Annotated in this window: 15 protein-coding genes; 5 read left to right on the plus strand and 10 right to left on the minus strand. The window is 71.4% G+C overall.

Annotated elements, in window-relative coordinates:
- Window positions 1–112 precede the first annotated feature (112 nt).
- Window positions 113–562, minus strand: a complete 450-nt coding sequence (locus AB0N81_RS09535) for a GNAT family N-acetyltransferase (RefSeq protein ID WP_365357136.1) — start codon at window positions 560–562, stop codon at window positions 113–115.
- Between the two features lie 261 nt (window positions 563–823).
- Here AB0N81_RS09535 and hemC point away from each other — a divergent pair, with 261 nt between their 5' ends.
- Window positions 824–1759: a hydroxymethylbilane synthase gene (gene hemC, locus AB0N81_RS09540; protein ID WP_365357138.1), complete on the plus strand. Its 936-nt coding sequence runs from the start codon at window positions 824–826 to the stop codon at window positions 1757–1759.
- A gap of 391 nt (window positions 1760–2150) precedes the next feature.
- On the opposite strand, the gene AB0N81_RS09545 is transcribed toward hemC, so the two are convergent.
- Complete coding sequence (locus tag AB0N81_RS09545) at window positions 2151–2588, minus strand: hypothetical protein (RefSeq protein ID WP_365357140.1); 438 nt, start codon at window positions 2586–2588, stop codon at window positions 2151–2153.
- A gap of 107 nt (window positions 2589–2695) precedes the next feature.
- Between AB0N81_RS09545 and AB0N81_RS09550 the strand changes: the two genes are divergently transcribed.
- Window positions 2696–3196, plus strand: a complete 501-nt coding sequence (locus AB0N81_RS09550; protein ID WP_365357142.1) for a DUF6232 family protein — start codon at window positions 2696–2698, stop codon at window positions 3194–3196.
- Window positions 3193–3606, plus strand: a complete 414-nt coding sequence (locus AB0N81_RS09555) for a hypothetical protein (RefSeq protein WP_365357144.1) — start codon at window positions 3193–3195, stop codon at window positions 3604–3606. Before AB0N81_RS09550 ends, AB0N81_RS09555 begins: the two co-directional genes overlap by 4 nt.
- Window positions 3607–3675: 69 nt before the next feature.
- On the opposite strand, the gene AB0N81_RS09560 is transcribed toward AB0N81_RS09555, so the two are convergent.
- The 8 genes from AB0N81_RS09560 to AB0N81_RS09595 all read right to left on the minus strand — a co-directional run bounded on the left by AB0N81_RS09560 (window position 3676) and on the right by AB0N81_RS09595 (window position 11276).
- Window positions 3676–4803 (minus strand): Ku protein, encoded by a 1128-nt coding sequence (locus AB0N81_RS09560; protein WP_365357146.1) that lies wholly within the window; start codon window positions 4801–4803, stop codon window positions 3676–3678.
- Window positions 4804–4978: 175 nt separating this feature from the next.
- Window positions 4979–5932, minus strand: coding sequence for a hypothetical protein (locus tag AB0N81_RS09565; RefSeq protein ID WP_365357148.1), 954 nt, complete (start codon window positions 5930–5932; stop codon window positions 4979–4981).
- Window positions 5933–6269: 337 nt separating this feature from the next.
- On the minus strand, window positions 6270–7223 hold the full coding sequence (gene ligD / locus AB0N81_RS09570; protein WP_365357149.1) for a non-homologous end-joining DNA ligase: 954 nt from the start codon (window positions 7221–7223) through the stop codon (window positions 6270–6272).
- Between the two features lie 31 nt (window positions 7224–7254).
- The gene (locus AB0N81_RS09575) at window positions 7255–8406 is read right to left on the minus strand and encodes a serine hydrolase domain-containing protein (RefSeq protein ID WP_365357151.1); all 1152 of its coding nucleotides are present in this window, start codon (window positions 8404–8406) and stop codon (window positions 7255–7257) included.
- Window positions 8403–9329, minus strand: a complete 927-nt coding sequence (locus AB0N81_RS09580; protein ID WP_365357153.1) for a hypothetical protein — start codon at window positions 9327–9329, stop codon at window positions 8403–8405. Before AB0N81_RS09580 ends, AB0N81_RS09575 begins: the two co-directional genes overlap by 4 nt.
- Window positions 9326–10117 carry a hypothetical protein gene (locus AB0N81_RS09585; protein WP_365357155.1) on the minus strand — a complete coding sequence of 264 codons (792 nt, stop codon included), beginning with the start codon at window positions 10115–10117 and terminating at the stop codon, window positions 9326–9328. The genes AB0N81_RS09580 and AB0N81_RS09585 overlap by 4 nt, the downstream gene beginning before the upstream one ends.
- Window positions 10114–10296, minus strand: coding sequence for a hypothetical protein (locus AB0N81_RS09590; protein WP_365357156.1), 183 nt, complete (start codon window positions 10294–10296; stop codon window positions 10114–10116). Before AB0N81_RS09590 ends, AB0N81_RS09585 begins: the two co-directional genes overlap by 4 nt.
- 86 nt (window positions 10297–10382) lie before the next feature.
- A complete protein-coding gene (locus AB0N81_RS09595) occupies window positions 10383–11276 on the minus strand; it encodes a LysR family transcriptional regulator (protein ID WP_365357158.1) in 894 nt (297 codons plus the stop codon).
- 165 nt (window positions 11277–11441) lie between these two features.
- Here AB0N81_RS09595 and AB0N81_RS09600 point away from each other — a divergent pair, with 165 nt between their 5' ends.
- A complete protein-coding gene (locus tag AB0N81_RS09600; protein ID WP_365357159.1) occupies window positions 11442–11831 on the plus strand; it encodes a VOC family protein in 390 nt (129 codons plus the stop codon).
- Between the two features lie 145 nt (window positions 11832–11976).
- Window positions 11977–13239 carry a lycopene cyclase family protein gene (locus AB0N81_RS09605; protein WP_365357160.1) on the plus strand — a complete coding sequence of 421 codons (1263 nt, stop codon included), beginning with the start codon at window positions 11977–11979 and terminating at the stop codon, window positions 13237–13239.

The following is a 13239-nucleotide window of genomic DNA, read 5'->3' on the forward strand; positions in this document are numbered from 1 at the left end:
CCCGCCCCGACCCCCCGCCCCGCTTGCCCGAAGTCCCCCCCCAACGGCTGCCCCGCACCCGGGCGCGGGGCGGCGTGCCCCGGGTGCCCCCCCCCCCGGCCCGGACATCCGGTTACCGGGGCCTCTCGCGTACGAACAGCGTCACCGACACGCTCGCCTCGAAGCCGTTGCGCCGCATCAGGGCGGACGAGGCGGTGTTGCGCGACTCGACGTCGGTCACGACGGCGCTCGCGCCCGCCTCCGTGAGCGTCGTGCAGCAGGCCTTCACGAGACGGCTCGCGATGCCCTTCCCCTGGTACTCGGGGGCGCTGGCGATCCACTCCAGGTTGCCCCAGTCGGAGCGCTGGTCGAAGCCCATCGAGCCGAGCACGAAGCCCGCGAGGTGGTCCCCGTCCAGTGCGACCCAGCATGCGGAGGCCTCACCGTCCAAGTGCCTGGCGATCGCCGAGAGCGACCAAGAGGTGTAGGGCTTCACGGACGTGTCGTAGACCCGCCGGCCCAGGGCGAGGACGTCGGCCAGATGAGTGGCCGTCATCGGGGCGAGGTCGATTTCGCGAGACATGGGGCCTCCAGGGAGCGGGCGCGGCGCCGCGCCGCGGCTGTCTGCACCTCACGCTATGAGGCTGTTGTGCAGCCCGCATGCGGAAGAATCGACCCCTGAGCGGGCGCGAGGCGGCCCGCAGCGACCCCGGGACGACTCCCCCCGGGTGGCCGAAACGTCGCCTCGCTCGCCCCCCGGGCACCAACTTCCCCGTGCCGAAGGTCCTTTGATCGGTTGGACGCCTGTCCGAGGCATCCCTTCGGAGCCCTTATCGTGGACCGCATGTCCGTTCCTGAGCTGATCCGCATCGTCTCCCGCTCCTCCCCCATGGCCCTCGCCCAGGTGGAGCGCGTCCGCAGCGAACTCGCCGCGCTGCACCCCGGTATCCGTACCGAGGTCGTGCCGGTCACCACCTCGGGGGACCGCTGGATGGGTGATCTGGCGGCGCTCGGCGGCAAGGGAGCCTTCACCAAGGAGGTCGACGCCGCGCTGCTCGCCGGTGAGGCGGATCTCGCGGTGCACTGCGTCAAGGACGTGCCCGCGGACCGGCCGCTGCCCGCGGGCACCACGTTCGCCGCGTTCCTCGAGCGGGACGACATCAGGGACGCGCTCATCCACCCCGACGGGCTCACCCTCGACGAGCTTCCCGCGGGGACCCGCATCGGCACCTCGTCGGTCCGCCGCGTGGCGCAGCTCGCCGCTTCGCACCCGCAGTTGGAGTGCGTGCCGATGCGCGGCAACGCGGGCCGCCGGCTGGAGAAGCTCGCCGCGGGCGACGCCGACGCGCTGCTGCTCGCCCAGTCGGGCCTGGACCGGATCGGCCGCCCCGAACTGGCCAGCGAGATCCTGTCGGTGGAGACGATGTGCCCGCCGATCGGTGCGGGCATCCTCGCCCTGCAGTGCCGCGAGGACGACACCGCGACCATCGACGCCGTGACGGACCTGGGCGACACGAACGCCTGGCGGGAGGCGACCGCCGAGCGCATGTTCCTGCACGTTCTGCAGGGGCACTGCAACTCGCCGATCGCCGGGTACGCCCGGTCGGAGCGCGGCGGCGACCTGTCGCTGCGGGCCTGCGTGTTCACGCCCGACGGCAAGACGGTGCTCAACGCGCACGAGTGGGCAGGGCCGCTCGACCCGGCGACGCTCGGCACGTCCGTGGCCGTGGCGCTGCTGCGGCAGGGTGCCCGCGAGCTGATCGACGGCATCGCCCACTGAGCGGTTCCGTGGCGGGCCCTCTGGTGTCACAGAACGTCAACAGCACCGACCAACCCGGGTGATTGCCCTCTCTTGCACTGCGGACCGACAGCCGGTCCGCAGTGCAAGCCGCTGAGGAGCCACCCGCCGCGCCCGAGACATCCGCCGCGCCGAAGACGTCCGCCTCCACGACCCGGCGCCTTCGCGGCCGCGCCCCGAGCCGCGCCGTGGCCGGTACGGCCCTCGCTCTCGCCGCCGCCGCCGTCACGATCCCGGCCACAGCCGTCACAGCCGCAACGGCAGCGCCCACCTCGGCCTCCGTCCCCATCTCCGCCTCCGCCTCCGCATCCGCCTCCGCCGACTCGGTCTCCGTCCTGAAGTTCACCACCAAGGAACGCAAGGACGCTCTCGCCTACTGGACGCCCGCCCGCATGAAGGCCGTCGGCGAGTCCGTGGATCTCGGTCCCACCGGCCCGAAGGCCAAGCCGTGGCGCGGCACGAGCCTGAGGACGGTCGGGCGGCTGTTCTTCGTCAACGCGAACGGCGCCGACACCTGGTGCACGGCCACCGCCGGGAAGAGCGCCAACCGTTCCGCCGTCATGACCGCGGCCCACTGCGTGCGCAGGGGCTCCTCCCCCGTCAACACCAACTTCTCGATGGTGTTCGCCTTCTTGGCCGTGGCCCCCAGCACCTTGCCGTACATCTTGGTCGGGGTCAGGGAGTCCAGCGCGCTGTTGACCGAGACCAGGACGCCCGAGTACCAGCAGGGTGGTCGAGGAACCGGACGGACCTGCCGTGCGCGGCGGCCGCCCCGTTGTTCCGCACCACCGATACGTATTCGCCGATTCACCTACCTGCACCGCCGACAGATGGATAGCATTCGCTTGCCGATTCCGCCGATTCGCCGACTTCCGGGGAATTCCTGGCACGGGGGGCAGGATGTTCTACAGGCGAAACATGATCAGCATCAGCGTCAGCCGACGCGTTCTCTGGGTCGACACTGCGGCCTATCCCCTGCACAACATCGCCCGCGTGACGACAAGGACAGTGAGACCGAGCTTCGCGAAGATCCTGAAGCACGTCGTGCGCTGGCTTCTCGTGGTGTACGTCGTATTCATGGGCGTCGCCCTGTACTCGACCCAGGGCCGGACCACCCTGGCCGGCATCATCATGCCGGTGGTGCTGCTGTTCCTGTCCGCGCTCCTCATCTCCGGTCTCGTACGCCTGTTCGCGGCGGTCGCCCGAAAAGCACTGCACCAGCTCAACATCGAGACCGCCGGAGCGCCGTACGCCGTACTCGCGAGCCCCGACAGAGAACTGGTGACCCAGATATCCCAGTCGATCATGGAAGCGATCGACAACCCACAGGCGGAGTTTCAATTCCAGGTCGAGAACTTTCATATCGGCGACAGCATCAAGCAGTTCGGTAACGCCAACACGGGCAAGGTGGCCAAATGAGCGAAAGCTTTCACTTCGGCGACAAGTTCATTCAGACCGGCGATCGAAATGTGGGCAAGGTCGAAGGATCGGTGATCTACGGCAATGCCGACCAGTCAATCCAGGCGTTCCAGAGGGTCACTCCGGGATTCGAGGCGCTGGCCGAGGCCGTGGCCGACGCCGTACGCCATCTGGCCGCCGCGGACGTGCCGGACGACGTCCGCGAGGACGCGTCGGACCTCGCGACGACGATCCGCGCCGAGGTCGCCCGGGACGAGCCGGACCCCGGCACCCTCCGACGCGCCGTTGCGGCCCTCAAGGGATACCTCGCGCCGATCGCCATCACCACGGTGACGGCAGGCGCCGTGGTCGGCGGCGAGGAGACGGCCCACGCGCTGATCGAACGGCTGGGCAACGCGCTGTCACTGTGACCGACCGGAGTTCCGGCAGCATGACGTGCGTCGTCTGGACGCCGTGACGGCGGGCGGGGCCGGCCGCGCTCACGCGGCACTCTTGGCCCTCTTGCCGGTCTCGGTGCTCCTGCCGCGGCGGCGGCCGGATCCCGCGAGCGCGTCGATGAGATCGTCCCGGCTCATCTTGGAGCGGCCCTCGACGCCCTGATCCGTGGCTCGTTGGTACAGCTCGGCCTTGCTCAGCTGCTGGAGCTCGCGCTTGCCCCCGCCCTGCGCACGGCTGGGCGCCGACGCACGGGCGGCCGCTTTCGCCGGGGCCTTCTTGGCGGTGGACTTCTTGGCGGTGGACTTCTTCGGCGCGGTCGAGCCCTCGCCTTCGCCCTCGCCTCTGCCTTCTCCGTCACCCTTGCCCTCGCCCTTGCCCTTGCCCTTGGAGCCCCGGGCCCGGTCGAGGCTGCCCTGAAGGACCTCCATCAGGTCGACGACGTTGGTGGCCTGCGGTGCCTCCTCCGCGGCCTCGATCTCTTGGCCCTCGGCCTTCGCGCGCACCAGCTCGCGCACCTTCTCCTGGTACGTGTCGTGGTACTTGGCCGGCTCCCACGGGGCGTCCAGGGCGTCGATCAACTGGACCGCCATGTCCCGCTCCTTGCCCTTGCCGGCATGGCCGGAGGGGAGTTCGGGAAGCTCCTGGTCGGGGTCGCGCACCTCGTCCGCCCAGTGGAGCGTCTGCAGCACCAGGACTTTGTCGTCCGCACGCAGCGCCGTCAGGTACTGCTTGCCGCGCATCACGAACGTCGCGATGCCGGCCTTGCCGACCTCCGCCAGCGCCTCCCGCAGCAGCCCGTACACCTTGGCGTGGTCCTTGCCGCGCGGGGCGATGTAGTACGTACGGTCGAAGTAGACCGGCTCGATGTCGTCCAGGTCGACGAAGTCGCTGATGTCGATGGTCCGGGAGCGGCCCGGGGCGATCTCGTCCAGCTCGTCGGGCTCGACGACGACGTACTCGCCCTCGGCCGCCTCGTAACCCTTGACGATGTCCTCGGACCGCACTTCCTTGCCGGTACGTTCGTTGACCCGCCGGTTGCGGATCCGGTCGGCGGTGCCGCGCTGCAGCTGGTGGAAGTGGACCGTATGGTTCTCGACCGCGGTGTACAGACCGACCGGCACGCTGACCAGCCCGAAGGTGATCACGCCGGTCCAGATCGCACGTGCCATGTGAGCCCGCTCCATCCTGCGCCGCGCGGGGGCGCCGAAGTTCCTTCCGACCACGCTGGCACTCCCGGGCACAGACCGCTCGCTGGGAGCGGACGAGTGGAGGAGAAGGGCCACGGGTGAGGCCTCGCCCGCCGCTGCGGCACCCGTTACGGCACCCGTCGCGGCACCCCGTCATCTATTCGCGACCGTCCAGCAGACGTTCCCTCTCCTTCGCGGCGTCGCGGGCCTCCTGTTCGGCCCGCGCCACGGCGTCAGCCGTCTCCCGGTTCCGTTCCTCCGCTTCCCCCTGTGCCTGCTCGGCCCGCTGAAGCTCCTCACGTGCGTGTCGCAGCTGTTCCTCGGCCGCGGACACCTGCCGACGTGCTTCCTCGTACCGCTCGCGTGCCTGCCGCAGCGATGCGTCGGCGTCCTGTTCTTCGGCGCGCTGCTCCCGCAGTCGCTCATCCGCCGCCGCGGCGGCTCGACCAGCCTCTTGTTGGAGCCTGTCCCTCTTCTGGCGGCGCCGCTCGGCAAGTTCGTCCTTCACCCCGGCCCGCCCGCGCGCTCTACCGGCCTTCCCCGCTTCCGCTCCCCCTCTCCCTCCCGCCCGCGGCCGTCGTACCCCGGCTGCCCCAGCCGTGGCGGACGGGAAGTCCGCGGGCGGGGTGAGGGCGCTCTCCAGACGCCCGGCCGCCCACCGGTCCGCCGCCTCCTGATCGGCGAGAACGGCGTGCAAGGTGGAGGCGACGTCCTGCTGCGCCGCGTCCGACAACCGGTGCCCGGCCTCACGGGCGAGTACGACTGCCTGCCGGGAGAGGGCCGCCACGACACTGCCGCGCTGCTTGTTCAGCTCTTTGATCCCGGCGGCGTCCAGCGTCCGGTACGCCTCACGCAGCCCCTGCCCGAGCTCCAGGAACCGCCGGCTCTCCTCCGGCCGGGAGTGCGTCAGCAGGTTCGCCGCCCAGGCCGCGAGGGTGGGGCGGCGGGCGGCACGGATACGGCGGGCGTCGTCGGCGCGCCCGTCCGTCCTGGCCTCCGCGGCCAGCTCCTCACGGCGGGAGACGAAATGGGGCGGCGCGGTGGCGTAGAGCTCGTCGAGAACACTCTCCACGTCCCGCTCTCCGCTGCCCTTCGCATCCTTGCGCCGCATTCTCACCAGCCTCCCCCGCGCCGGACCGGCGTGCACCTCGGGCCCAACTCGCGCCGCACAGGGGCCTTCGCACACAACGAAGCCGCCCGCCTGATTTCCCCCGTGGCGGGCGGCTCACGCCGTCTGTGTTCAGAGATCGAGATCGGCGGCGGCGACATAAGCGTCCTCGGCCGCTGGACGACACCGACCAGAGGTCGGCGACGGGATTCGAACCCGCGTTGCTCTCTTGACAGGAGAAGTAGCCGCAACCCGCGCACCTGAACGAGGACCACCGTAGTCGCCAGGTTTCCGGCGCGCACGCGAATTTCCCGGCGCCGAGCAACCCGCCGGACACCCCTCACCCTTCGGGGGCCAGGTCCGGACGCAGCCGGTGCCACACCGGGTGGCGCAGAAGGCCGGCCCGGGTGCGCGTGGCGTAGCGGATCTCGGCGACCAGCCGCGGCAGGACCCATCTGGCGCCGGGCACGGCGGGCGCGGGAGTGAAGGGGCAGTCGTCGATGGCGGCGACGTCCAGGAGGCGGGCGAGCTCGGTGCGTTCCCGCTCGCTCCACCCCGTTCCCACGCTGCCCCGGTAGACCAGGGCCCCGTCCTCGTACTGTCCGACAAGGACCGCGCCGGGCAGCCCGCCGAGCCGTCCTTGGCCGGGCAGCCAGCCCCCGACGACCGCGTCCACGGTGCGAACGTTCCTGATCTTCATCCAGGCCGGTGAGCGCCTGCCGGGCTCGTACACCGAGTTGAGCCGTTTCAGGACGATGCCTTCGAGGCCTTGGGCGTGGGCGAGTTCCAGGGCTTCGCGGCTGTGTCCGGTGACCGCGGTGGGGATGGACCAGCCCGGGCCCGCGTCGACGAGCTGCGTCAGGGTGTCGCGCCGGACGGCGTAGGGCGCGCGGGTCAGATCCCGGCCGTCCAGGAACAGCACATCGAACAGGACCAGGTGCGCGGGCTCCTGTGCGGCGAGGCGGGCCGCCTTCGCCGGGGAGCCGGCCAGGCCCATCCGCGGCTGGAGGCGCTCGAAACTCGAACGGCCCGCGTCGTCGAGGACGACGATCTCCCCGTCCAGAACCGCCGGGACGCCGCCCAGGAGGTCGGCCAGAGCGTGGAGTTCGGGGTAGGCGGCGGTGATGTCCTCGCCGGAGCGCGAGCGGATGAGCACGGTGTGGTCGCCGGGCAGGTACACGACCGCGCGCTGCCCGTCGTACTTGGTCTCCGTGCTCCACAGGTGCTCGCTCTGCGGGGGCGGCAGCGACCCCGGGGTGGCGAGCATGGGGGCGATGCGCGGCAGAGTGGTCATGGTTGTCAGCCCTCGCCCCGCCCGGTCGAGTTCATGCGCGCTCCCGGCTCATCTCGCCCGGTCGGCCCCGCCGGACGAGGGCACATAGTTCGAGGTAGGCGCGCTGGATGAAGGTGTCGGTGAAGGTGGGGCTCGTGTTGGTCAGGGCGGTGAGGGCGACGTTCGCCTGCGGGCTGAAGCCCGCGAACGTGGTGAAGCCGCGGGTGCCTCCGGAGTGGTGGTGGAGGTCGTGGTCGGGGCGCGGTCTGATGTTCCAGATCAGCGCGATGCGTCTGCCGGTGCGCGGCAGGGCGATCCGGGGACGGGTGACGTCGACGAGCGCGGTGCGCAGGGTGCGGGGGACCGTGGTGGGTGGCGCGGTGGGGTCCAGGAGGGCGTCGAGTGTCGTCAGCAGGTCGCGGGCGCTGGACCGGCCGGCTCCGGCCGCGGGCAGGGCGGGGATCTGCCAGGCGGGGCGGGGCCTGCCGTGCCAGTAGCCGGTGGCCTGCGGCTGGTCCGTGGCACAGCTGGTGCGGGTCAGGCCGAGTGGTTCCAGGACGCGGTCGGCGAGCAGGAGGGCGAAGTTCGCGTCGCCGGCGCCGTGGGCGGCGCGGGTGAGCAGTTCCCCGAGGAGGCCGACGCCGAGGTTGGAGTAGCGCACGCGGGTGCCGGGGGCGGCGCGCGGCCGGGTGCGGGCCAGGGCGCGGCGCAGGGCGGCGGGGGAGAAATCGGCGTACGGATTGCTGAACCAGGCAAGTGCCGCGGTGCGCAGGAAGCCGGGGGGCAGCCGGGGCAGGCCCGAGGTGTGGGTGGCCAGGTGGAGGAGGGTGATGCGGGTCCCGTCCAGATGCGGGGCGGCGGCGCGGGGCAGGAAGCGCGAGATCGGATCGTCGTACGCGAGCTCTCCGCGCGCCACCATCTCGGCCAGCAGGAGCGCGGTGAACGTCTTCGTGAGGGAGCCGATCTCGAAGCGTGTGTCGGCGTCCGCGGGTGCTCCGCCCCGGAACGCCGTGTCACCTGTGGTGAGCAGAGCGCGTTCGGGGCCGCGCCGCACGGCGAGGGCGACCGTGCTCGCGCCGGGAGCGGCGTCGCGCAGGCTGTCGAGCATGCGTACCGCCCACGCGGGCCCGTCCGACAGCCCGTCCGACACCACCGTCACGCCGCCGCCGGGGTCACCGCCGCGCGGAGCTCCACGGTGCGTCACCCCGTCGCCCCGCCCAGCGTCCGGGACACCGCGAGGGCCCCCGCGACCGCGGCGACCACGGTGGTGTGCTGGTGGTCGGCATAGCGCTGCCCGGGGTCGTCGGTGACCGGGTCACCGTCGCGAGGGACCAGGCCGTCGGCGTGCTGGACGTGGGCGAGCCGCTCCCAGTCGGCGGGGTCGCAGTACGGCTCCTCCAGGCAGCAGCCGACGATCATGAGCTCGGCGACCAGGTCCCACTGTCCGATCTCGGCCCAGATGTCGATCCACACAGGAAGCCAGGTGGCCACGTACGTGGCGAGGTCTTCGGGCAGGCCGGTGGGCGTGCCGCCCCAGTCGGTGAGGTGGAAGACCGTGTGCGTGAGGCAGTAGCCGGTCATCCAGTCGATGAGCCAGGGTTCCGGTGTCGCGCCCAGCCAGGTGGCTCGGGTCAGTGTGTCCCAGTCGTACGCGTGCCCGCCTTGGTCCAGGCCCACGACGCGGGCCGCGTTGGCCACGGCGAGCCTGCGGTTGGGCAGGAGCTCGGCGCCTCGCACGGCGCGCAGTGCGCTGGTGTGGGCGAGCAGCCGGTCCAGGGGTTCGTGGCGGACCCCGCTGCGGGCGAACGGCAGGTACGTCTCCAGTGGGTCGGTCATGAGCGAGTACCGCAGCAGCCGTTCGTAGAGCATGTCTCCCTCGCCGAACTGCTGCCAGCAGAAGTCCAGCAGTTCGCGGGCCAGCCGCTGCTCGGTGCTGCCGGCGACCGATTCGCGCAGGACGAGCGAGGCGGCGAGCGCGTTCTCGCCCAGCGGTTTGTACACGCTGTCGGGGTCGCAGAGGTCGGCGGTGGTGTCGGCGGGCAGTGCGCCGCGCTCGCGGTGCGCGTGGAGCCACGTCAGGGCGCCTGCGCTCACCTCGTGGGCGGTCCGTGTCACGTGCGCGGTCATGTGGTCTCCGGTCCGAGCAGCCGCCGGGCGATCGCGACGTCGAGGGCGAGCCGCGGTCCGCCGCCGTGCAGGCGGAGGTGTTCGACGAGGGGCTCCGGGTCGAGCGGCAGGGCGACGTTTTCGGAGGCGAGCAGAGCGAGCCATCGTGCGATGCGCGCGGCTGTCGGGTAGTCCCGGCGCAGCATCGCGCGGGTGGCGCCGCGCGCGAGGGCCTGGGGGGCGGCGCGGGCGGCGCCGTGCACGGGCCCGTCGAGCTGGGGAAGCGCGAGCGGGGAGAGCTGGCCCATGCGGACGGACCACTGCTGCCAGCCGGTGCCCGCGTGGCCGCTGTGAGTAGTGGTGTCGTCCCGAAGTGGTGCCGTGAGCATCGGTGCCGTGAGCATCGGCGCTCCCGTGGGCTGAGGCGCAAGGCCTCCCACTGTCCGGGGATCGGCGAACCGTTCCAGGAGTGCCGCCGTCGCCCAGTCCCGCCAGGCGACGAGCCACGGTTCTGCGGCGCCCTCGGGCGGCGCGGCGGGCGGGCTCACCGAGGGCTGGAACACCGCGAACGACTGGGCGACGGCCGCCGCGTCCTGTGGGTGGAACACCATGTCGCTCAGTAGATAGGGAGCGAACGCGTCGGCTCCGACGATGCGGAGGGCGGCGAGTGCCGCCTTGGGGTCGTCCGAGCGCTCGACATGCTCGGCGAGCATCGCGGTGCCCCCGACGCCGTGGAGAGCGTCGAGGGCGCGAAGAGCCAGGTCAGCCGCTGACGCGGCGTATGCGGTCTGCGACTGATCGGGACTCACTTGCCCTTCGGCTCCTTCGGCTCCTTCGGCGAGAGGAGCACCAGGAGCAGGAGAACGCCTTGCGCTTCCGGTGCGTACGTCGGTGCGTCGCTCAGAATCGTCTCTGGCTCCACCATGGCCGTTCCGAGCGCGGCGGAGTCCGTCGGAGTCAGCAGAAGCGGTGTGTGCTGAGCAAGCATGAGAGCCTCCTCATCGTTACGTCGTCACTATGTCCAGTGACGCCCACCCTCGGACAAGTCTAAGGGCAATAACCCATATTGTCTGTTTAGTTCGGAACATCCGGATGTGGTCCGCCGACTCCCAGCAGGGCGAGAAAAGCGGAGGCCGCGGGCGACGGTGTGAACCGGCTCCAGACCAGCCGCTCCACCCGGACGGGCCCGTTGGCGACCGGCACGCTCCGCAGGCCGTGCAGTTCGACGGAGTACAGCGCGGGCAGCAGGGCGACGCCCAGTCCGTGGCGGACCATCCGGGCCATGAGCTCGACGCCGGAGACCTCGAAGGCGACCTCGCGCCGCAGCCCGGCCGCCGCGAACGCCTCGTCCGACTGGGCGCGCGCGGCACTGCCCTCGGCGAAGTCCACGAACACCTCGTCGACGAGGCGGCGGAGATCCACCTCCCGCTCCGCGGCCAGCGGGTGCCCCGGGGCGACCACCGCGACGTGCTGCCCGTGGGCGAGTTCGTGGTCCCGGACGCCCTGCGGGCGGAATCCGGGCTGTACGCCGAGGAATGCCGCGTCCAGCGCGCCCTCGCGCACCTGCTCCACCAGCCGTTCGCTGGAGCCGGCCCGCAGCGTGATCCGCACGCTCGGGTAGCGCAGGCGGTAGTCGCTCAGCACCGCCGGGAGGTCGACGGCCGCGACGGTGGGAATGGACCCGACGGTCAGCCTGCCGCGTATCTCGCCGGTGGCCGCCGCGACTTCCGCCCGCGCCCGCTCCGCCGCCTCCAACGCCTGCCGTGCGGCGGGCAGGAAGGCCTCTCCGGCAGCGGTCAGGCGCACCCGCCGACTGGTCCGGTCGAACAGCCGCGCCCCCAATTCCTTCTCCAGCTTGGCCACTTGGTGGCTGAGCGCGGACTGGACGACGTGACACCGTTCGGCCGCGCGGGTGAAGCTCGCGGTCTCCGCCACGGCGAGGACGTAACGCATCTGCTGGAGATCCATCGATCCATCGTGATTCACGATGGATCAGATGACAAACATGCGTTGGACCGATCAATGGCAGCTCGGCAATGCTGAACTCACCGGCGAGTCAAGGAAGTCACCTACAGCCCGCGGCTCGCTCTTCACTCCTCGCACCCCCGGTGCCCCGATCCCACGGAGACCCTCATGCGCGTCATCGCCTTCGACCACCTCGTCCTGAACGTCGCCGACATCGAGCGCTCGCTCGCCTTCTACACCGGCCCCCTGGGACTGGCCCCGGTGCGGGTGGAGGAATGGCGCGCCGGCAAGGTTCCCTTTCCCTCCGTGCGGGTGAGCCCCACCACGATCATCGACCTCGTCGTGGGTCCCGAAGGGGAGCCGAAGGGCACCAACGTCGACCACATCTGCCTCGTGGTCGAACCGCTGGACTGGCAACAGGTCATCGACTCCGGTGTCTTCACGGTGGTCGACGGTCCCGGCAAGCGCTTCGGTGCCCGGGGTACCGCGATCTCCCTCTACGTCCAGGACCCGGACGGCAACACGGTGGAACTGCGCTGGTACCCGGAGGAGAGCTGAGCACCCGGCCCGCGTGAGAGGGCGCCACTCCGCCGGTCACGCAACCCGCCCGCGACGGTGCGTCCAAGTGGCGGCCTTGTACGGAATGCTGTGCACAGCACGCCGCACACCGGGGTGACCGGCGGGACGACCGGCGAGGAGGTTCATGCTCGACACGCAGATCGCCATCGTGGGGGCCGGTGCGGCCGGGCTCTCGCTGGCGTACCACCTCGTCAATGGCCGTACCGGCGGCCGGACCCCTTCGATGGTGCTCGTCGACGCACCGGCAGGCCCCTTGAAGCCGGCCGAGCGCACCTGGTGCTTCTGGGAGGAGCCCGGCGGCGCGTTCGACACCGCCCTGACGGCCGCCTGGGACACCCTGCGGGTCAGAGCTCCGGACGGCTCCACCGTCGCCGCTTCGCCCGCCCCGCTGAGCTACAAGATGCTGCGCTCCACGTCCTTCGAATCCCTCGTCGGTGACCGTCTGTCCGGCGAGCCGGATGTGGTCCGGCTCGCCGGGGTGGTCACCGGGATTCGCGAACTGGGCCGCGAACTGAGCCGCGGGCCCGGCCCCGGCGCCGAGATCCACCTGCGCTCCCCCGCCGGGCGGCCCTCCGTGCTGCGGGCCCGGTGGGTGTTCGACTCCCGCCCTCCCCGTGTCCTGCCCCCGGGGCGCACGACGTTGTTGCAGCACTTCCGCGGCTGGTTCATCACGGCCGACCGGCCGGCCTTCGACCCGCGGGTCGCGGACCTGATGGACTTCCGCACCCGGCAGCCCGCACACGGTCTCTCCTTCGTCTACGCCCTGCCCACCAGCCCCACCCAAACCCTGGTCGAGTACACGGAGTTCTCCCGGCAGGTCCTGGACGACCGGGGCTACGACGATGCCCTGCGCCGTTACCTGCGGCATGAACTGGCCCTGGAGCACTACGAGATCACGCGGGTCGAGCACGGCGTCATCCCCATGACCGACGCACGCTTCCCGCGCCGCAGCAGCCCTTCCGTCTTCCGGATCGGCACCGCGGGCGGAGCCACGCGGCCCTCGACCGGCTACACCTTCGCCGCCATCCAACGGCAGGCACGCGCCGTCGCCGCCGCCTACCACCGGGGTCGGACGCCCCAGCCACCGGCCGCCCACTCGGCGTGGTCGCGGGCGATGGACGCCGTCCTGTTGCGCGCGCTGCACACCGGACGCGTGAGCGGGGCGGAGTTCTTCAGCGACCTGTTCCGCCAGGTGCCCATGGAACGGCTGCTCCGCTTCCTCGACGGCCGCACCAGTACCCGTGAGGACCTGTCCATCGGGCTGCGCACTCCCGTTCGCCCCATGCTGCGCACGGCTCTCGAACTGCCCCTGCTGCCCAGGAACCCCACCACTCTCGCCCGCTCCCCCGGCACGACGGGCCGCCCAGCCGACCGGAAAGAGGACTGA

This window comes from Streptomyces sp. NPDC093510 (assembly GCF_040683555.1).
Taxonomy (GTDB): domain Bacteria; phylum Actinomycetota; class Actinomycetes; order Streptomycetales; family Streptomycetaceae; genus Streptomyces.